Raw genomic sequence first — 18868 nt, forward strand, 5'->3', positions numbered from 1 at the left:
AGGCCACCGCGACGCGCCACCTGCGCGAGAAGCTCACCGCCGTGGGTCCGGCCGCGACGCTGGCCCGCGGCTACGCTGTCGTACAGCGCGTGACCGGCTCCGAACGGCACGTCGTACGCAGCATCGAGGACGCGCCCGCCGGCAGTCAGTTGCGCATCCGGGTCGCCGACGGCGCCGTGACCGCGGCCGCGCTCGGCACCCAAGCGCTCGGCGCGCGCACGCCGAGCGGTCGCACCGCGGATTCCGGCGCCCGCCGGGTCGACGAACGCACAGGAGGTAACTGACCTTGGCCGAAGCCGGCAAGGACGAGCTGGCCGAGATCGCGGGCTTCGGCTACGAACGCGCCCGCGACGAACTGGCGAACGTGGTCAAGATGCTCGAGCAGGGCGGCATGGACCTCGATGATTCGCTGGCGCTGTGGGAGCGCGGCGAGGCGCTGGCCAACCGCTGCGAGGAACACCTGGCCGGCGCGCGCAAACGGGTCGAGGACGCGCTCGCGCGCGCCGCGGCCGACGACGAGTGACCCCGAGCTTCGGACACCGCGAGGAGGCGTTGTGACCATCCGCCGCGCGACACCTGATATCCGCACCGACGACATGGAACGCAGCCGCGATTTCTATCGGCTGCTCGGCTTCGCCGAGGCGATGGATCTCGGCTGGGCCGTCACCATGGCGTCGCCGACCAACCCGACCGCGCAGGTGCTTCTGGTCGGGCCGGAGGTCGAGCAGCCGCAGCCCGGCATGAGCGTCGAGGTCGACGATGTCGACGCCGTGTACGCGGCGATGACCGCGAAAGGCGCCGACATCGTCTACGAACTCCGCGACGAGCCGTGGGGCGTGCGCCGATTCTTCGTCCGCGATCCGAGCGGAACGATCGTCAACGTCGTCACCCACTCGGGCCGCGACGGCGTGCGCTAGCCGAGATCGAACTCAGCGGCCCCGCGCTGTACTCAGCGCGCCAGCGGCTGAGCGGCGGTGACCGCCTTGGCCAGCGTCTCGAACGCCGCCTCGTTGCCCGCGCCCTTGATCAACACGCGGACACCGCCCAGGTCGGCGATCCACGCCGTCTCCTCGGTCGGCTCGGCGTAGACGATCCACTTCTGGTCGCCGATCCGCTCCGCACCGCTGGCGTAGCGCGAGCCGAGCACGAAGCGCGCGAGCGATTCCTCGGTGGCGCTGCTCTGGGTCAGCTGCATGTAGGTGCCCTGCCCGGTGATGTAGCCGACGGTGCTGAGCGGGCCGCCGCCCTCGCCGGTGACGGTGTCGCGGCTTCCGGAGTTGGGGGTCCAGTCGGCGGGCACGCCGGGATTGCGGATGGGGAACGCCAGCGTGCGCGCGTCGGTCTTCAGCGCCGCGTTCACGTCGAAGTGGGGTATCTGGCCCGGTGTCGGCCCCTTGGCGGCGAAGCTGCACTGGCTGGCCAGCGCGGCGAAGACCACGGCGATCAGCACCAGCGGGATCAGCGAGAAGAACAGATCCTTGTAGTCGTGCAGGATGCGTGGCTTTTGGTAGGACACGCTCTCAGTATCCACTCGGCGGCCGGGTGCGCGGCCAGGCACCCCCGTGGCCTGGACCAGGGGTGTCGGACGGGCGACCGCGAAATGAGACAATCGTCCCGTACTTACAACCCGAGGGAGGCACCCCGCCATGACGGCATCTTCGCCAGCACCAAGCCGCCGCGAGGCGCCGGACCGTAACCTTGCGCTCGAACTGGTCCGGGTGACCGAAGCGGGCGCCATGGCCGCCGGTCGCTGGGTCGGCCGCGGTGACAAGGAGGGTGGCGACGGCGCCGCCGTCGACGCGATGCGGCAGCTGGTCAGCTCGGTTTCGATGCGCGGCATCGTGGTGATCGGCGAGGGCGAGAAGGACGAGGCGCCCATGCTGTACAACGGCGAGGCCGTCGGCGACGGCACCGGCCCCGATGTCGACTTCGCGGTCGACCCGATCGACGGCACCACGCTGATGTCGAAGGGCTCCCCCGGTGCGATCTCGGTGCTCGCGGTCGCCGAGCGCGGCGCGATGTTCGACCCGTCCGCGGTGTTCTACATGCAGAAGATCGCGGTCGGCCCCGACGCCGCCGACGTGATCGATATCTCGGCCCCGATCGGCGAGAACATCCGCCGTGTGGCCAAGGCGAAGAAGTCCGCGGTGTCCGACCTGACCGTCTGCATCCTGGACCGGCCCCGGCACGCCGAGCTCATCCAGCACGTCCGCGACGCGGGCGCCCGCATCCGCCTGATCTCCGACGGCGACGTCGCGGGCGCCATCGCGGCGGCCCGCCCGGATTCCGGCACCGACATCCTGGTCGGCATCGGCGGCACCCCCGAGGGCATCATCGCCGCGGCGGCCATGCGCTGTATGGGCGGCGAGCTGCAGGGCATGCTGGCTCCGAAGGACGACGAGGAGCGGCAGAAGGCCATCGACGCGGGACACGACCTGGACCGGGTGCTCACCACCGAGGACCTGGTGTCCGGCGACAACGTCTTCTTCTGCGCGACCGGCGTCACCGACGGCGACCTACTACGCGGCGTCCGCTACTACGGTGGCGGCGCCTCCACCCAGTCGATCGTCATGCGCTCCAAGTCGGGCACCGTCCGCATGATCGACGCCTACCACCGCTTGACCAAGCTGCGCGAGTACTCCTCGGTCGACTTCCACGGCGACGAGCACGCGGTCCCGCCGATGCCCTGATCGGCTCTCACCGCGCGGCCGCATCCGGAACTCCGGGTGCGGCCGCGCGCGTATCCCGCGACGATGATCGGGTGGGGATCGAGATAGACCGGCAAACACCCTCGAGCACAAGCGAACTCGTCGACGCGCTGGACGAGGCCGCCGCACGGGCGGGCGCGGCGGGCGTGTGGGGCGCGCCCGCTCCGCACTACGGACACGGCCACCACCATCGGCACAGCTCCTTCGGCAAGGTGCTGTTCTCCTCCTGATGCCGGCGTCGACGGTCCGGCGGACGGTATTCCGGCGGATCGGTGTGGGATTCCGCTCAGGCGTGGCGGCCCCACGGCGCCCTCGTGCGGCATAGGGTCGGAATCATGACCGAGGAGACGCAGTACCGCATCGAGCACGACACCATGGGCGAGGTACGGGTCCCGGCGCGCGCACTGTGGCGGGCACAGACCCAGCGGGCCGTGGAGAACTTCCCGATCAGCGGGCGCGGCCTCGAGCGCGCGCAGATTCGCGCGCTCGGACTGCTCAAGGCCGCGTGCGCCCAGGTGAACAGGGATCTCGGCCTGCTCGACCCCGGCAAGGCGGACGCGATCATCGCCGCCGCGCGCGAGATCGCCGCGGGCGAGCACGACGATCAGTTCCCGATCGACGTCTTCCAGACCGGCTCCGGCACCAGTTCCAACATGAACGCCAACGAGGTGATCGCCTCGATCGCCAAAGCCAACGGCGTCGAGGTGCACCCCAACGACGACGTGAACATGTCGCAGTCGTCCAACGACACCTTCCCCACCGCCACGCACGTCGCGGCGACCGAGGGCGTCATCAAGGATCTGGTCCCCGCGCTCGAGCATCTGCGGCTCGCACTGCTGGACAAGTCCGAGGAGTGGCGCACCGTGGTGAAGTCGGGCCGCACCCACCTCATGGACGCCGTTCCGGTGACGCTGGGCCAGGAGTTCGGCGGATACACCCGTCAGGTCGCCGCGGGCATCGACCGCTTGATGGCGACGCTGCCGCGCCTCGGCGAGCTGCCTATCGGCGGCACCGCGGTGGGTACCGGCCTCAACGCGCCCGCCGGTTTCGGTGCGAAAGTCGTTGCGGAACTGGTCAAGTCGACCGATATCGACGCCTTCTCCGAGGCCATCGATCATTTCGAGGCGCAAGCCGCGCGCGACGGTCTTGTCGAACTGTCCGGCGCGCTGCGCACCGTAGCGGTGAGTCTCACCAAGATCGCCAACGACATTCGCTGGATGGGTTCGGGCCCGCTCACCGGCCTGGCCGAACTCCAGCTGCCCGACCTGCAGCCGGGCAGCTCGATCATGCCGGGCAAGGTGAATCCGGTACTGCCGGAGGCGGTCACGCAGGTGGCGGCGCAGGTCATCGGCAACGACGCGACGGTCGCCTTCTCCGGCGCGAACGGCGCCTTCGAGCTCAACGTCTACATCCCGGTGATGGCGCGCAACGTGCTCGAGTCGATTCGCTTGCTGGCCAATGTGACCCGGCTCTTCGCCGACAAGTGCGTGCGCGGGCTCACCGCCGACGTGGAGCGGCTGCGCACGCTGGCCGAGTCCTCGCCTTCCATCGTCACGCCGCTCAACTCGGCCATCGGCTACGAGGAGGCAGCCGCGGTGGCCAAGGAGGCGCTGAAGGAGAAGAAGACCATCCGCCAGACGGTGGTCGATCGCGGTCTGCTCGGCGACCGGCTCACCGAGGCCGAACTCGACCGCCGCCTCGACGTGCTGTCCATGGCGAAGGTGGAAGACGAGAAGTGAGCGCACGGTGCGCCGGGCGGATCGAAACCGCCCGGCACACCGGGTAATTCCGCACCCGCGAAATCAGGCGTGCGAGAACGCGCGCAGGTGCTCCAGTTCGGCGCGGGCCTGCTCGCCCTCGGGTCCGAGATCGGCCCGATCGAAGACGTTCCACCGGCGCAGCAGCGGAGCGAAGACCAGCTCGCCTTCCTTGGCGCGGTCGTAGATGCCCGCCTCGGCCAGCACCTCGTCGCTGCTACGGCCGTCCGGCAGCGCGACGCCGGGCACCTCGAAACCGGCGACCCGGTCGGCGATCGCGCGCATCGTCTGATCCGGCGCGATGGCGAAGGCCGCTGCGACCAGGTCGGCGAAGAACTCCGACTGCAGTTCGTCGTCGGCCGCGATGCGCGCGGCGATGGCGGTGACCATCGGGTTCTCGTTCAGCGCCGCGGTGTTGCGATGGCGGATCGCGGAGGCCGCCTCCTCGAAAGCGCCGTTGGCGAGGACGTCGAGCAGATGCAGGGCGGGACGGCGGAATCCGGCCGTCATGTGCGCCATGCGCTGCCGTTCCAGATCGACCGGATCCACCGACCTGGTCACCATCAGGTAGTTGCGGATCAGGATCTCGTGCCGGTTCTCCTCGGCGGTCCAGCGGCCGACCCAGCGCCACCACGGGCCGATGCGCAAGTACTTGCCGATCTCGCGGTGGTAGGAGGGCAGGTTGTCCGCGATGAGCACGCTGACCGTCAGCGCCAGCTTGGCGATATCACTGAGCTCGGACTGCTCAGGGGTCCAGTCCTCGCCGCCGAGGAAGGCGAAGTTGCGGCCGTCGTCCCAGGGGACGTAGTCGTGCGGCTGCCACCCGTCGGCGACGGCGATGTGGCGCCGCAGATTCAGTTCCACCTCATCCGCGAGCGCCTCTAGCAACTCACGGTCGGTCAAGTGATTTTGCACGATGACAACCTAGCCGTTCGGCCCGCGCCGCGGGACTCTACCGATAGGAATTGGAACAGCGCCCGGGGCCGCGCCGATGCGCGGTCTCGGGCGCCGTCTCGATTCACTACTTCATGGTGACGGTGATCTGCCCGTTCACCCAGGTGATCGTCCCCCCGCTGAACTCGGTCTGCTTGCCGCCGGGGATGTCGGTCTCGTCGCTGACCGGGTAGCCGAGCTGGCCCGCCGCGCCGCCGTTCTCCTCCCACGCCTTGCGGATCTCCCCCCACACGATGTGCGGATCGCCGTCCTCCGGCTCGTAGATGGTGCCGCCGACGAAGTCCTGGTATTTGCCGTTGTTCGGGGCGTTCTCCACCGGCTCCAGCGGCGCGCCCAGCGGGCCGGTCGGGCCGCCCGCCTCCATGTACTTGTCGTAGATGTCGCCGGAGACGGTCACCTCGGTCCCGCCCGCGGTGGGGATCCTGGTCTCGTCCGGGGTCTCGCCGCGCTCCGTGGTCCCGGTCGCCTGGGCACCGGTCTGCTGGGTGCCGTGCGCCTCCGAGTGCGTCGTGGCCATCCCGGTCGGCATGGCGATGCTGGGTGTGGTCAGGACCGAGTTGGAGTCTTTGTCGTTGTCGTCACCGCAACCCGTGACCAGCAGTGCCGAGGCCGCCAGCGCGATGGTGAATCCAGCCGTGCGTCGAGCGTGGTGCATGTGTCGTCCCCTCTCGAGTGTGGCTCCGACGGCGCCCTGACACCGGCGCCGCGCGTAGCCTAGGCCGATGTTCGGCAACAGCCCGGCGAATCGCTGCACGACTCGCCGGGCCGCTGCTCAACTGGTAACTCGGCGGATATTACCCACCCGACGTGAGGCAAAACACACCCTTTGCGTTAGCCAGGGTGTATCCACGCCCCCGCTCATGCGTTCGGGCCGTACTCCTCCAGCATCTCGGTGACCAGAGCCGCGATCGGCGAGCGCTCGCTGCGGGTCAGCGTGATGTGCGCGAAAAGCGGGTGCCCCTTGAGCTTTTCGATCACCGCCGCCACGCCGTCGTGCCTGCCGACGCGCAGGTTGTCGCGCTGGGCCACGTCGTGGGTGAGCACGACGCGGGAGCCGGTGCCGAGTCGGCTGAGCACCGTGAGCAGCACATTGCGTTCCAGCGACTGCGCCTCGTCCACGATCACGAAGGAATCGTGCAGCGAGCGACCGCGAATGTGGGTGAGCGGCAGCACCTCCAGCATGTCGCGGCTGAGCACCTCGTCCATCACCTCCGGCGACGCGAGGCCGTCGAGGGTGTCGAAGACGGCCTGCGCCCACGGACCCATCTTCTCGCTCTCGCTGCCCGGCAGATAGCCGAGATCCTGGCCGCCGACCGCGTAGAGCGGACGGAACACCACAACCTTGCGCTGCGAGCGCCGTTCGAGCACCGCCTCGAGACCGGCGGTCAACGCCAGCGCCGATTTGCCGGTGCCCGCCTTGCCGCCGAGCGAGACGATGCCGACGCTCTCGTCGAGCAGCAGATCCAGCGCGATCCGCTGTTCGGCCGAGCGCCCGTGCAGCCCGAAGGCCTCCCGCTCGCGCACCAGCTGCACGCGCTTGTCCGGTGTCACCCGGCCCAACGCGCTCGAGCTCGTGCCGAGCAGCCGGATCCCGGTGTGGCACGGCAGTTCCCGCGCCTCGTCCAGGTCGATCACCGACTCGGCGTAGAGCTGATCGATCCGAGTGGATGCGACATCGACCTCGACCATCCCGGACCAACCGGAGGTCACCACGTCCTGCGCGTGATACCCGTCGGCGTGCAGACCCACCGCGCTCGCCTTGACGCGCAGCGGAATGTCCTTGGACACCATGACGACCTGGCGGCCCTCGGACGCGAGATTCAAGGCGCAGGCCAGAATCCGGGAATCGTTGCTTTCGGTGCGGAAGCCCACCGGGAGAACCGTGGGGTCGGTGTGATTGAGTTCCACCTGCAGCGTTCCGCCCTCGGTGCCGATCGGCACCTGCTCGTCCAGCCTGCCGTGCTGAAGCCGGAGATCGTCCAGGTTGCGCAGGGCTTCCCTGGCGAACCAGCCCAATTCGTGGTGGTGCCTCTTGGCCTCGAGTTCACTGATGACGACCAGCGGAAGGACGACGTCGTGCTCGCCGAACCTGGTGAACGCCCAGGGATCGGAGAGCAGGACCGAGGTGTCGATGACGAAGGTCTTGGCACCGGATGCGTGGGAGAGCGAGGGGCGGGCCCCCTTGGTGTCCGAAGAGACAGCGGCGCGCTTTCCTGTGCCAGCAGAACGGGAGTGCGCCGAGGGGGCGGAAACGGAGCGTGCAGCAGTCACGGTGGGCTCCTTTTGTGTCCACACGGCACCCGCGTGAACGATCTCGCTGGACCGGTCCGTCCTTCTGGATCCGACTTGCGTCAGATGCCACGAGGGCCGGGTGCCGGCCCCCTCGTACTGAGTAGCTCAGTCACGGTCAGGACCTCCCGTACGAACCACACCGACGCGGTCCGCATCTCCGAAGTTACCGCCGACTGGCCGGTCTGCGCTCGGGGACCGCGAGGCGTGTCGGTGAAGATCCCGTTAACGCCCGCCTCGAGTCGGGCGCCGGATCCGTTGTCGCCGCAGCTCACCGGGGGCGAACCCCCATCCACGGCCTGGCCATTCGCGGGTTTCCGCCAGAATGCGTCCAGCCCTGCCGGCTCGGCGTATCTCCGCCACCGCCGCGGAGTCTTCGAGGGGCTCGGCCCGGCTGGGTCGACCAAGCGCACCTCCGCTTCCGCCGAGGCCACGCGCGAGCTTTTCGACGGACTTCGCCCGCCTGCGCCGACTAAAGTCGAAGCATGGCCGGTAACGAGGAATTCGAGAATCTGTCGTCGAAGGAGCTGCACGACCGGGCGGTGCGGCTGGCCGTGCGCCGCGGCGACATCAAGTACCTGTGGCAGCTGCTCACCCGCATTCCCGCCGCCGAGGCCGCCGCGGGCAACGTCGGCGACAGCGAGGCGGAGATCAAGTACGTGCTGCCGCTGCTCGACGATTACATCCACGCGGGCGACGGCGCGGTGGCCGAGCAGCTACGGCCGTTCTATCTGGAGTACTTGATCGCGCACTCGTGACCGGGGCCGCCGCGGGCAACGCGGCCGCGACCGTTCGGCAATCGTCGCCGAAAACTTTTGCGCGCCGGGCGAATCGATGACGGCGAGCGCGGATTCAGCGGCGGGAGAACACCGCGCGGAAGAGTCCGACCGCGGTGCCGCGCAGGAAGTTCTCCCAGCTGAAGTGGTCGTGCCACAGCGCGATTCGGCCGTCGCGCAGTTCGAAGGTGCCGGTCACCCAGAATCCGACCTCGACCGGGCCCAAGCGCAGGTAGTCGGTGCGGTCGGTGAGCACGATGTCGCCGTTGCCGACGATGTGGTGCATGTCGACCCGGAATCCGAACAGCGGCCGGTCGAGCCCGCGCAGCACGCCGCCGACGCGCCGGATGCCGCGCACGTCGGGTAGCGAGGTGTTCTTCCAGACGATGCCGGGATCGAGCAGCTCCAGCGCCTCGCCGACCGCGCCGAGCTCGAGCGCGGCGAAGAATTCCCGCACGGTCGTGATCGCGTCCTGTTGCAGTTCGAGTTCGTCGTCGGACATAGTTCGACTCTAGGCCGCCGGGCCGCCCGCCGTCGGGTCGTTTTCGGCGGCCCTGCGCGCCACGAGGACGGCGAGGCCGTCCAGGACGCGCTCGATCCCGAAGGACAGCGCGTCGTCCGGTCCACCGGCCCGAGGCGGCTGCGCCGAGCGGGCAGCCTCCTCCGCGAAAGCCGCCTTGACCGCTGGGTAGCGATCGGCGGCCGCCTCCATCGTCTCGGTGAACTGCCGCAGGATCTGTTCGGCGAGGTCCGCGTCGCCGCCCGCGACGACCTGCTGGGCGAGGCTGCGCACATGGCCGTTGAGCAGGACGACGGTGTCGAGCCGTTCGGGTCCGGTGAGACCCATGCCGTCCATCGCGGTCACGGCGGCCTCCAGCCAACCCATCTCGTTGGGGCCGATCGGGCGCGCTCCGACCGCGAGCTCCATCGCCCACCTGTGCGCGCGGTAGCGCTCGAAGATGGCCAGCGCCCAGGCGCGCAGAGCCTCACGCCAACGCTCGGCGCCGGAGACATCCCCCGGCGGTTCGGGCGGCTCGCCCAGCGCCGCGTCGAGCATCAAGGCGATGAGCTGCTCCTTGCCCGGCACGTACCGGTACAGCGACATCTTCGTGTAGCCGAGCCGCTCGGCGAGGCGCTGCATGGACAGGTTGGCCAAGCCATCGGCATCGGCGAGCGCGATGGCTTCGCCGACGATCCCGCCCAGCGTGAGCGATGGCTTGGGTCCGCGCCGAGGCGGCTGCCTCGTACCCCACAGCAGTTCGACGGTGGTCGGTGACGACATTGGCGAATCCTCCATGACCGACGGGTTGACGAGAAACTGTGTCTACCATACGCTGATCTGTGTCCACCGGAAACAGAATACGAGGGACACAATTTCTGACTTGGGAGAAACCATGCGCAACCTGTCCGTTCTCATCTCCGGCGCCGGCATCGCGGGCCCCTCGCTCGCGTACTGGCTGCGCCGCTACGGCTTCGCCGTCACCGTCGTCGAGCGCGCCGCCGCACCGCGCCCCGGCGGGCAGGCCGTCGACTTCAAGGGCAGCACGCATCGCACCGTGCTGGAGCGAATGGGCGTCTGGGACGAGATTCAGGCACACCGCACCGGCACCACGGATGTCGTGTTCGTCGACGAGCGCGGCGCGCGGCTGGCCACCATGTCCGGCGAATTCACCGGCGGCGTCGTCGAGATCCTGCGCGGCGACCTCGCCGCGATCCTGTACCGCCACACCGCGAACGATTGCGAATACGTCTTCGGCGATTCGATCACCGGGCTCACCGAGACCCCTGACGGCGTGCACGTGACCTTCGCGCACGGACCGGCGCGCACTTTCGACCTCGTCTTCGGCGCCGACGGAATCCACTCCCGGGTCCGGCGTCTGGCATTCGGACCCGAGCGCGACTTCGTGCGGCACCTCGGGCACTACTACTGTGTGGCGGGCGCGAGCCCGTGGAGCGACTCGGCGACGCCGCGCGAGCGCATCGTTTCCTACGGCCACAACGCGCCCGGGCTGCTCGCGATCAGCGGCGGCTCGAAGGCTCAGCAGCTGTATCTGTTCGCCGCACCGGAATTGGACTACGCGCGCGACGACGTCGACGCACAGCGGCGCATCATCGAAGAGCGCTACGCCGGATTGGGATGGGAGGTGCCGCGGATGCTCGCCGAACTGTCCGAGTTCGACGACGTGTACCTCGATTCGATCGGCCAGGTGCGGATGGATCGCTACACCGCGGGCCGGGTCGCGCTCGTCGGCGACGCGGCGTACGGAAACACGTTGGGCGGCTTCGGGACCGGGCTCGCGGTGGTCGGCGCGTACGTGATCGCGGGCGAACTCGCGCTCGCCGACGGCGACCACGCCGCGGCCTTCACCCGCTACGACGAGATCATGCGCCGGTACGCCAAGATCGCGGGCAACGCCAACGCGGGCAAGTTCCTCGCGCCGACCACCGCGTTCGGCATCCGGATGCGCAACTGGTTCCTGGAATCGCGGCTCTTCACGCTGATGACGAAGTACGGCGACAACGCCGCCACCGATATCGACCTGCGCGACTATCCCGCCCTGCTGGCCGCCCGCTGAACGGACTTCGGCGAGTTCGATGGAACCGCTCCGCACGCGAGCGCGTCTAATACCTTCAAACAGCACTGACGGAAGGGGCCACCGCGATGGCAGTGCATGGCACCGACGGCCGCGCGATCACCAATCCCGAGAACGCGCAGAGCTTTTCCCACACGGAGATCAAACAGGCGGCCGACCGCATGAATCCCACCGGACTGGAGGGCGCCCACGCCGGGTGGTCCGCGCTCTCCGCCGCCGTCGGCACGGCTGGTGAACAGTTCGGCTCCGCGCTGCAACGCGTGGTCGAGCAGCGGTGGGAGGGCGCGGCGGCCGACGCGGCGGTGCGCGGCGTCCGTGCCTTCGTCACCCAGCTGGGAGAACTGGGAGCGGCGCTCGGCAGGCAGTCCGAGCCGCTCACCGCGGCAGGGAGCGCCGCCGCCCAATTCAAGGCGGCCATACCGGATGTGACGACCGGCAACGGGGATTCGACGGCGCCGCAGGAACGCAACGCTCGTGAGGAGCAGGCGCGCGACGACATGAACCGGCTCTACATCCGGCCGTACGGCGCGACGGCGTCGCGCATTCCGACGTTGCCGTCGCCGGTGGGTCCGAGCGGCGGCGGATCGATGGACGGACTGCTGGGCGGGAATGGACGGCCGTGGTCCTCGTCCGGGGCGGGACGGCCGGATGGTGCGAATCCCGTGACCGATACCGATGCGGCGGAGGCGGTTTCGGGGTCGCAACGCGACATGGTGGTCGGCTCGTCGACGTCATCGGATCACGGGGCGGAGGGACAGACGTCCACCGGGGTGCAGTCCGATGCTGGTGCGCAGGGTGATCGAACCGGCAACGGCACACATCCGGGCGCGGAAGTACATCCCGGCGTGGGAGATTCGATCGGGAGCGGTGTGCAGACGGGGAACGGCGCACCGCCCGAGACCGGTGCGCAATCGGCGACCGGTCCCCGGCCCGAGACGCAGTCCGAGGGCGACGTGCCGCCCGACCGCGAAACCCGGCCCAACCGTGAGGGCGAGCCCGAGAGCGGAGCGCCCTCGGATAACGGAGCGCACGGGTCGGCGGTGACCAAACCGGAGACGGCGACCGGTCAGGGAGACCCGTCGAACCAGGAGCCGTCATCCGGCGAGAACGCTCCACGAGAACCACACGCCGACCCGGAGACGGTTGCCGCGCAGTCCGTCTCGTCGCCGACGAACGCGCCGTCGGCACCACCTGCCGCCTCGCTCGCGCCTTCCGTGTCATCCACTCCTTCTCCCGCACCCGTCTTCTCGACACCGGCCACTCCCATCACGCCCACCACTCCGCTCGGCGCATCCCCAATGGCGAGTCCGCCGTCTCCGTTCGCTCCCGCCGCGCTTCACGAGACCTCCGCTCGCCCCACCGCGCCCTTCCCCCTTGCACCCACCAACACTCCGCCGGCACCGCCACCCAGCCCCGGCTCCTCGGTGCCCGCCCAGCCCGCTGCTACCCCGAACACCGCGCCGGCATCGGGCGGTCCGGCCCGCCTGGGCACGCCGGGGACCACCGGCTATGCGAGCGTGATGCCGTCCGCTCCCCGGACTCGCACCGAGGAGGACGGCGAACACCGGACGGCGCGGTACCTGCGTTCCGAAGAACACGGCCAGGAATTGATCGGCGAGACGCCGAAGACCGTCCCGCCGGCGCTGGGAGCCGACTGATGGCGCAGTGGACACTCTCGGCCGAACAGTTCGCGGCGGTGTGGTTCGGCACCGGCCTGGATCGGATGCCGTTCCCGTTCCGCTTCACCAGCCGCTACCCCGGGCTCCGCGAGTACCAGGCCTACCAGCGGGATTTCCGGACCGAGCTGGCTCACGACGAGCACTTGCCGCTACGCCGCGCCGTCGACGTGCTGGCCCGACCCGATTGGCGCATCGAGCTTTTCGGCATCGACAACCGGCGGGGCGGCGCGGAACTGCGCGCCATCGGCTGCGCGCACCGGGGCGGTTCCGGCGTCGTCGCGTTGCAGAACCCGGCGCCCGACGGCGGGAAGATCCGTCTGCGCCGCTGTCGAACCGACCAGCTCGCCACCGAACTCGTCCGGCTGCTCCCGGACCACAAACCGGGCACCGTCGCCGAAAGAACCTATCTCCTGGACGATCTCGCCGACGACCGCCCCGACCCCTTCGGCTCGGCACCCGCCGCCGAGACCAGGGACCGCTACCGCCGCTTCTGGCGGCAGTCGTGCACCACCCGCGGCACAGTCACCGTCCTGCTCGGCCCACGCAACGCCGACCCACTGCGCACCGGCAAACTTCGCTGGATCGACACCGACGACGGGCGCTACTGCGAGATCCCCGCCAACCGCGCCCTCATGATTCGCCCCGGCTCCAGCGCCGACATCAGCCGCTATCTGGACGAATCGATCATCCGGGCGCGGGCCCGCATGGACGGATAACCGCACGTCACCGAGCACACGGGCAACGGTGACGACCGGTGAGACGGCTTCGGACAACGGTGCGAAACTCACGGAACTCGGTCGCGCGGCGGCGGTGAGTTTGCCGATCACGGCGCCTTCGGCGATGGTGGTCGCGGCGAAACAGGCTTGTCGTGCCGTGGCTGGTGCAGTCGACAGCCGGGTCAGGTAGCTGTTAGCGCACTCGTGTCGGTGGCCACGCCACGAGCTGTTGCTGGGGGCAGCGTCGCGGAGGCGAGGATCGACAGCTTGTCGGCGTCGTCGCTTCCGGCGTCGGCGTGGTACATGACGAGCATCATTCCGTTGGTACGGGTGATGAGGAGTTTCTCGCGGTTGAGAACCAGGCGGCCGACTCGAGGGTGGTCGAAGCGCATGAGCGTGCCCTGTCGCGGTTTGACGTCGTGACGGGCCCAGAGCCGGAGGAAGCGGGGGCTGGCGAGGGAGAGTTCGCCGACGAGCTCGATGAAGCGAGGATCGTCGATGTCGGTGCCGACCGACTGTCGGAAGCCCGCGATGAGACCTTCGGTGGCGAGCTCCCAGTCCGGGAACAGGGAGCGCTCGGCGGGGTCGAGAAACACGTCGCGCAGCCTGTTGGCTCCGACCACGAGGCGCGGCGACAGCGCCGTGGCAAGGGGATTGGCGGCTAGGACGTCGAGGTAGCGCCCTTCCACGAACGCCGGCAGCGGAAGCGTTCCGAGGAGCTTCACGATGCTGGGTGGCACGGTCTCCTTGGCCGGTCGCCGCTTGCGGCGGGGCTTGTCGGCGGCGAGCCCGAGCAGGTAAGCGCTCGTGTCCTCGTCGAGTTGCAGTACGCGGGCGATGGATTCGAGGACCTGGACCGAAGGCTTGCGGTCGCGGCCTTGCTCGAGGCGCAGGTAGTAGTCGGCGCTGATGCCGGCGAGCATGGCGACCTCCTCGCGACGCAGGCCGGGGACCCGCCGCACACCCAGGACGGGGATCCCGACCTGCTCAGGGGTCACGAGCTCGCGGCGGGCGCGCAGGTAGTCGCCCAGCAAGTTCTGCTCACCGGTCACGTCCCCACCGTAATCCGCGTGGCCGGAATGTGACTGGTCCTGACGCCCCCAGGAACACGAAGGTGCTGGCTGTCGGCGTGCCCGACACGGAACATGGCCGCTATGACCCAGCAACTCGTGCTTGTCACCGGCGGATCGGGCTTCATCGCCGGTCACTGCATCCTCCAACTCCTGGAACACGGCTATCGCGTGCGCACCACGGTCAGGTCCCTGCGGCGCGAGCCTGCCGTGCGATCCGTGCTCGCCGACGCGGGCATGGTGAGCGGCGACACCTTGAGCTTCGCCGCCGCCGACCTCACTCACGACGCAGGCTGGGCCGAAGCCGTCGCCGACGTCGACTTCGTACTGCACGTCGCCTCCCCCGTCCAACCCGGACACGTCCGAAACGAGGACGACCTGGTCCTCCCGGCGCGCGAAGGCGCCCTGCGAGTCCTGCGCGCCGCCCGCGACGCCGGCGTCGAGCGCGTCGTCCTCACCTCCGCGTTCCACGCCGTCGGCTGGGGCCACCCGCACGACGACCACGTCTTCACCGAGGCCGACTGGACCCTCGTCGACGGCCCCGGCGTCGACGCGTACGCCAAGAGCAAAACCCTCGCCGAGCGTGCCGCCTGGGACTTCATCGACGCCGAGGGAGGTTCGATGGAACTGTCCACGTTGCTCCCCGTCGCAACGATGGGGCCTGTCATGGGCGCGGACGTCTCGGGTTCGAACCACCTCGTCCGGGCGCTGCTGCGCGGCGAAATACCCGTCCTCCCAAACCTTTTCATCCCGATCGTCGATGTACGCGACGTGGCCGCGGCACATATCCTGGCGATGACGACACCGAATGCCGCCGGCCAGCGCTTCCTGCTCTCGAACGGGCGGGCGATCCCGATGAAGGAGATCGCCGCCACCATCAGGGCACACCTCGGCGACGCAGCCGACAACGTCCCGACCCGCGGCATCCCGAACATCATCGTGCGGATCGGCGCCCTGTTCTCCACACAACTGCGTTCTATCGCGCCCGACCTCGGTTACGCCAAGAAGACTTCCAACGAGAAGGCCCGCCGCGTACTGGGCTGGCAGACGCGCAACCCCGAGGACGCCATCATCACCGCCGCTCAGAGCATTACCGCGAAAAACCTGGTGAAAAAGTAGTGAAAGAGGACCGCCCCCGCGCCGTCAGCGCTCAGCATGCGGCCGATTCGGCCCGGCTCGACCGCGCCGACCCGCCTCCCGAGACTCCCGAGCTCCAGCGGCGAGGAGCGCCAGGCATTCGGCGGCCTGGCCGCCGGATTCGGCTGCGCACGAACCGCACCCGGCGACCAGCCCCGGCAACCGACAGGAACGACCCGTATGAGCAAGCAACAACGCGCCAGGCTCGACGCGATGCTCCGACAGCCCGACCGCAAGGCCCGCGATCGGTCGAGGCGTTCCGAGACCGATTCGAGGCGACGATGGACCAGATGATCATCCCGGGTGGCATCCGCACCACGCGGACGACGCTCGGTGACCGACCCGCACTGCACGTCGAGCCGGACAGCAACCCGCGCCCCGCAACGATCCTGTACTTCCACGGCGGCGGCTGGGTGGCCGGCTCCCCCAAGACCGCGCTTTCGCTGACCGGGCATCTCGTGGCCAAGACCGGGTTCAGGTCGTACTCACTGGACTACCGGCTCGCCCCCGAGCACCCGCTCCCGGCCGCGATCGATGACGCACTCGATGCCTACCGCGCCCTCCTCGACAGCGGGCGCGACCCATCGGCCATCGCGTTCGCCGGAGACTCCGCCGGCGGCGGGCTCACCGTCACCACCTGCCTCGCCGCCCGCGACGCAGGACTCCCGTTACCCGCCGCGATCGTCGCCTTCTCCCCATCCCTCGACGCCACCGGGTCGGGCGAGAGCATGGACACCAAAGCTGGTATCGACCCGATCTTCACCCGCGAGTACCTCCAAGAAACCATCGCCCCCCTCTACCTCGCCGGGCAGGACCCACACCAGCCGATGGCGAGCCCAGCACTGTGCGCCGACCCGACCGGTCTCCCGCCGATGCTCCTCCAGGCCGGTACCAACGAGGTCCTCCTGGACGACTCGACCCGCATGGCCGCCCGCGCCCGCGACGCCGGCGTGAACGTGATCCTCGACATCACCGCCGACGTGCCCCACGTCTTCCAGTCCTACGCCGGCGTTCTCGACGAAGCCGACCAGGCACTCGAACGTGCAGCCCTCTTCCTGACCCAACACATCCGCAGCAGCAACACAGCAGCGACGCCAGCTCGGTAAGCGTGCCACCGAATCCTGTTGGCATAGCGCACCCGATCCGTCACCGTCGAAACTGAGACAGAGACGAAAGCGAACGCCCCCACGGTGTCCCGTGAGGGCGTTCGTCAAAGAATGGCTCAGCCGAGCAGGCGCCAGTCCTCCAGGCCCTGGTAGAGCGGGACGCTCTTGGCCAGCTTGGTGACGCGGCCGCTCAGGGTCTCGACATCGGAGCCGCCGACCAGTGCGGTGGCGATGATGTCGGCGACCTCGGTGAACTCGGCGTCGCCGAAGCCGCGGGTGGCCAGGGCGGCGGTGCCGATGCGCAGGCCGGAGGTGACCATCGGCGGACGCGGGTCGAACGGAACGGCGTTGCGGTTCACCGTGATACCGATCTCGTGCAGCAGATCCTCGCCCTGCTGGCCGTCGATCGCGGAGTTGCGCAGGTCGACGAGCACCAGGTGCACGTCGGTGCCGCCGGTGAGCACGCTGATGCCCTTGTCCTTGACGTCGGCGCCGTTGAGGCGCTCGGCCAGGATCTTGGCGCCCGAGAGGGTGCGCTCCTGACGGTCACGGAACTCGTCGGTGGCGGCGATCTTGAACGCGGCGGCCTTCGCGGCGATGGCGTGCATGAGCGGGCCGCCCTGCTGGCCGGGGAACACCGAGCTGTTCAGCTTCTTGGCGAACTCCTGCTTGGCCAGGATCAGGCCGGAACGCGGACCGCCGAGCGTCTTGTGCACGGTGGAGGAGACGACGTCGGCGTAGGGCACCGGGGAGGGGTGCAGACCGGCGGCGACCAGACCGGCGAAGTGCGCCATGTCCACCCACAGGTAGGCGCCCACCTCGTCGGCGATCTCGCGGAACGCGGCGAAGTCCTGGTGCCGGGGGTAGGCCGACCAGCCCGCCACGATCACCTTCGGCTGCGCCTCGAGCGCGATCTTGCGGACCTCGTCCATGTCGACGCGGTGATCTTCCTTGCTCACCCCGTACGAGTGCACCTCGTAGAGCTTGCCGGAGAAGTTCAGCCGCATGCCGTGGGTCAGGTGACCGCCGTGCGCGAGGTCGAGGCCGAGCAGCTTCTCACCCGGGTTCATCAGCGCCATCAGCACCGCGGCGTTCGCCTGCGCGCCGGAATGCGGCTGCACGTTGGCGAATTCGGCGCCGAACAGTTCCTTGGCGCGGTCGCGGGCGAGGGTCTCGACGACGTCGACGTGCTCGCAGCCGCCGTAGTAGCGACGGCCGGGGTAGCCCTCGGCGTACTTGTTGGTCAGCACGCTGCCCTGTGCCTGCAGCACGGCGCGCGGCACGAAGTTCTCCGAGGCGATCATTTCCAGGGTGTCGCGCTCGCGGGCGAGCTCGCCTGCCATCGCGGCAGCGAGCTCGGGATCGAGCTCACCGAGAGACTGGGTATTGACAGAGGCGGTCGTCTGCGTCACGTGCCTCAGTCTATTGGGGCCTGGTCGAGCTTCCGGCAGGGGGTTCGCGGGGCCGCTGGTGCCTGCGTTCGCTCACCCGGCGCGGAGCAAGATCACGAGGTTGTCCCGCACGTCGTCGAGCGGACGGCTCGATTTCGTCGCGCGCGCCTGGACGATCGCGCCCTCCACGGCGCTGATCACGAAGCTCGCCAATGAACTCGCTCGCGCGGCGTCGACGCCGCGGCTCGCCATGGCGGCGGCCAGCACTTCGGCCCAGCCCGCGAAGACGTCGCCCGCTGCGGCCTGCACACCGGGTTCGGATTCGGCCAGCGCGGCGCCGACGATCGGACACCCGGCGACGTAGGCGCTGGATTCCAACGCCCGCTTCCACCAGCCGACCAGCGCGACGATCCAGTCCTCCGGCTCGCCGGTGCGGGTCATCGCTTCGATGACGGTGGACATCCTGCGGCCCGCCACCTCGGTCGCGGTCGCGACCAGCTCGCTCTTGCCGGACGGAAAGTGCTGGTAGAGCGAGTTGCGCGAGGCGCTGCTCCGGTCGAGCAGCGCGGCCAGCCCCGCACCGTGCACACCCTGCTCACGCACCAGTTCGATGGCGCCCTCGATCAACCGCGCGCGCGGACCCTGCGTCATGGCCTTCCTCTCCGAGAGCTTGCGTGAACCGATCGGTCCA

21 protein-coding genes are annotated in these 18868 nt (G+C 69.3%); 12 read left to right on the plus strand and 9 right to left on the minus strand.

What is annotated here, in order from left to right; all coding sequences use genetic code 11:
- From NX1_RS00005 to NX1_RS00015, 3 genes are all read left to right on the plus strand, one after another.
- Positions 1-284 (plus strand): exodeoxyribonuclease VII large subunit (locus NX1_RS00005; RefSeq protein WP_507762090.1); only part of this gene is annotated, 284 nt, incomplete at its 5' end.
- A gap of 2 nt (positions 285-286) precedes the next feature.
- Positions 287-523, plus strand: a complete 237-nt coding sequence (locus tag NX1_RS00010; RefSeq protein ID WP_068051671.1) for an exodeoxyribonuclease VII small subunit — start codon at positions 287-289, stop codon at positions 521-523.
- Between the two features lie 31 nt (positions 524-554).
- Complete coding sequence (locus tag NX1_RS00015; protein WP_068051673.1) at positions 555-917, plus strand: VOC family protein; 363 nt, start codon at positions 555-557, stop codon at positions 915-917.
- Positions 918-949: 32 nt separating this feature from the next.
- Here the strand turns inward: NX1_RS00015 and NX1_RS00020 are convergent, their stop codons facing one another.
- Positions 950-1516, minus strand: coding sequence for a DUF4245 domain-containing protein (locus NX1_RS00020; protein ID WP_068051676.1), 567 nt, complete (start codon positions 1514-1516; stop codon positions 950-952).
- Positions 1517-1646: 130 nt separating this feature from the next.
- On the opposite strand from NX1_RS00020, the gene glpX reads away from it, so the two are divergent.
- The 3 genes from glpX (at position 1647) to NX1_RS00030 (ending at position 4447) form a co-directional block, all read left to right on the plus strand.
- Positions 1647-2690 (plus strand): class II fructose-bisphosphatase, encoded by a 1044-nt coding sequence (gene glpX, locus NX1_RS00025; RefSeq protein WP_068051679.1) that lies wholly within the window; start codon positions 1647-1649, stop codon positions 2688-2690.
- 71 nt (positions 2691-2761) lie between these two features.
- Complete coding sequence (locus NX1_RS35865; protein WP_157119464.1) at positions 2762-2938, plus strand: hypothetical protein; 177 nt, start codon at positions 2762-2764, stop codon at positions 2936-2938.
- Positions 2939-3043: 105 nt separating this feature from the next.
- Positions 3044-4447 (plus strand): class II fumarate hydratase, encoded by a 1404-nt coding sequence (locus tag NX1_RS00030; RefSeq protein ID WP_068051683.1) that lies wholly within the window; start codon positions 3044-3046, stop codon positions 4445-4447.
- A gap of 63 nt (positions 4448-4510) precedes the next feature.
- Here NX1_RS00030 and NX1_RS00035 read toward each other — a convergent pair whose 3' ends face one another.
- From NX1_RS00035 to phoH2, 3 genes are all read right to left on the minus strand, one after another.
- Entirely contained in the window at positions 4511-5380 is an 870-nt protein-coding gene (locus NX1_RS00035; protein ID WP_068051686.1) for an acyl-ACP desaturase, read from the minus strand.
- A gap of 106 nt (positions 5381-5486) precedes the next feature.
- Entirely contained in the window at positions 5487-6074 is a 588-nt protein-coding gene (locus NX1_RS00040; RefSeq protein WP_068051691.1) for an LGFP repeat-containing protein, read from the minus strand.
- 203 nt (positions 6075-6277) lie between these two features.
- Positions 6278-7690, minus strand: a complete 1413-nt coding sequence (gene phoH2, locus NX1_RS00045) for an RNA 5'-3' helicase PhoH2 (RefSeq protein ID WP_068052740.1) — start codon at positions 7688-7690, stop codon at positions 6278-6280.
- Between the two features lie 503 nt (positions 7691-8193).
- Here phoH2 and NX1_RS00050 point away from each other — a divergent pair.
- Positions 8194-8466: a hypothetical protein gene (locus NX1_RS00050; RefSeq protein WP_068051694.1), complete on the plus strand. Its 273-nt coding sequence runs from the start codon at positions 8194-8196 to the stop codon at positions 8464-8466.
- Positions 8467-8560: 94 nt separating this feature from the next.
- On the opposite strand, the gene NX1_RS00055 is transcribed toward NX1_RS00050, so the two are convergent.
- Positions 8561-8986: a limonene-1,2-epoxide hydrolase family protein gene (locus NX1_RS00055; RefSeq protein ID WP_068051696.1), complete on the minus strand. Its 426-nt coding sequence runs from the start codon at positions 8984-8986 to the stop codon at positions 8561-8563.
- Between the two features lie 9 nt (positions 8987-8995).
- Positions 8996-9766, minus strand: a complete 771-nt coding sequence (locus NX1_RS00060; RefSeq protein WP_068051699.1) for a TetR/AcrR family transcriptional regulator — start codon at positions 9764-9766, stop codon at positions 8996-8998.
- Positions 9767-9878: 112 nt separating this feature from the next.
- Between NX1_RS00060 and NX1_RS00065 the strand changes: the two genes are divergently transcribed.
- From NX1_RS00065 to NX1_RS00075, 3 genes are all read left to right on the plus strand, one after another.
- Positions 9879-11060 carry an FAD-dependent monooxygenase gene (locus tag NX1_RS00065; RefSeq protein WP_068051702.1) on the plus strand — a complete coding sequence of 394 codons (1182 nt, stop codon included), beginning with the start codon at positions 9879-9881 and terminating at the stop codon, positions 11058-11060.
- An 86-nt stretch (positions 11061-11146) separates the two neighbouring features.
- On the plus strand, positions 11147-12736 hold the full coding sequence (locus tag NX1_RS00070; protein WP_068051705.1) for a PPE domain-containing protein: 1590 nt from the start codon (positions 11147-11149) through the stop codon (positions 12734-12736).
- Entirely contained in the window at positions 12736-13473 is a 738-nt protein-coding gene (locus tag NX1_RS00075; protein WP_068051708.1) for an ESX secretion-associated protein EspG, read from the plus strand. The genes NX1_RS00070 and NX1_RS00075 overlap by 1 nt, the downstream gene beginning before the upstream one ends.
- 182 nt (positions 13474-13655) lie before the next feature.
- Here the strand turns inward: NX1_RS00075 and NX1_RS00080 are convergent, their stop codons facing one another.
- The gene (locus NX1_RS00080; RefSeq protein WP_068051711.1) at positions 13656-14525 is read right to left on the minus strand and encodes a helix-turn-helix domain-containing protein; all 870 of its coding nucleotides are present in this window, start codon (positions 14523-14525) and stop codon (positions 13656-13658) included.
- 102 nt (positions 14526-14627) lie between these two features.
- Between NX1_RS00080 and NX1_RS00085 the strand changes: the two genes are divergently transcribed.
- The gene (locus NX1_RS00085) at positions 14628-15662 is read left to right on the plus strand and encodes an SDR family oxidoreductase (protein ID WP_068051714.1); all 1035 of its coding nucleotides are present in this window, start codon (positions 14628-14630) and stop codon (positions 15660-15662) included.
- 308 nt (positions 15663-15970) lie between these two features.
- Positions 15971-16786 carry an alpha/beta hydrolase gene (locus NX1_RS00090; RefSeq protein WP_218024025.1) on the plus strand — a complete coding sequence of 272 codons (816 nt, stop codon included), beginning with the start codon at positions 15971-15973 and terminating at the stop codon, positions 16784-16786.
- A 116-nt stretch (positions 16787-16902) separates the two neighbouring features.
- Here NX1_RS00090 and glyA read toward each other — a convergent pair whose 3' ends face one another.
- Both glyA and NX1_RS00100 read right to left on the minus strand, forming a co-directional pair.
- Positions 16903-18198, minus strand: a complete 1296-nt coding sequence (gene glyA, locus NX1_RS00095; RefSeq protein ID WP_068051717.1) for a serine hydroxymethyltransferase — start codon at positions 18196-18198, stop codon at positions 16903-16905.
- Between the two features lie 72 nt (positions 18199-18270).
- The gene (locus NX1_RS00100) at positions 18271-18828 is read right to left on the minus strand and encodes a TetR/AcrR family transcriptional regulator (protein ID WP_068052743.1); all 558 of its coding nucleotides are present in this window, start codon (positions 18826-18828) and stop codon (positions 18271-18273) included.
- Positions 18829-18868 lie beyond the last annotated feature (40 nt).

Origin of the sequence: Nocardia xishanensis NBRC 101358, from assembly GCF_001613365.1 — a bacterium.
Classification (GTDB): domain Bacteria; phylum Actinomycetota; class Actinomycetes; order Mycobacteriales; family Mycobacteriaceae; genus Nocardia; species Nocardia xishanensis.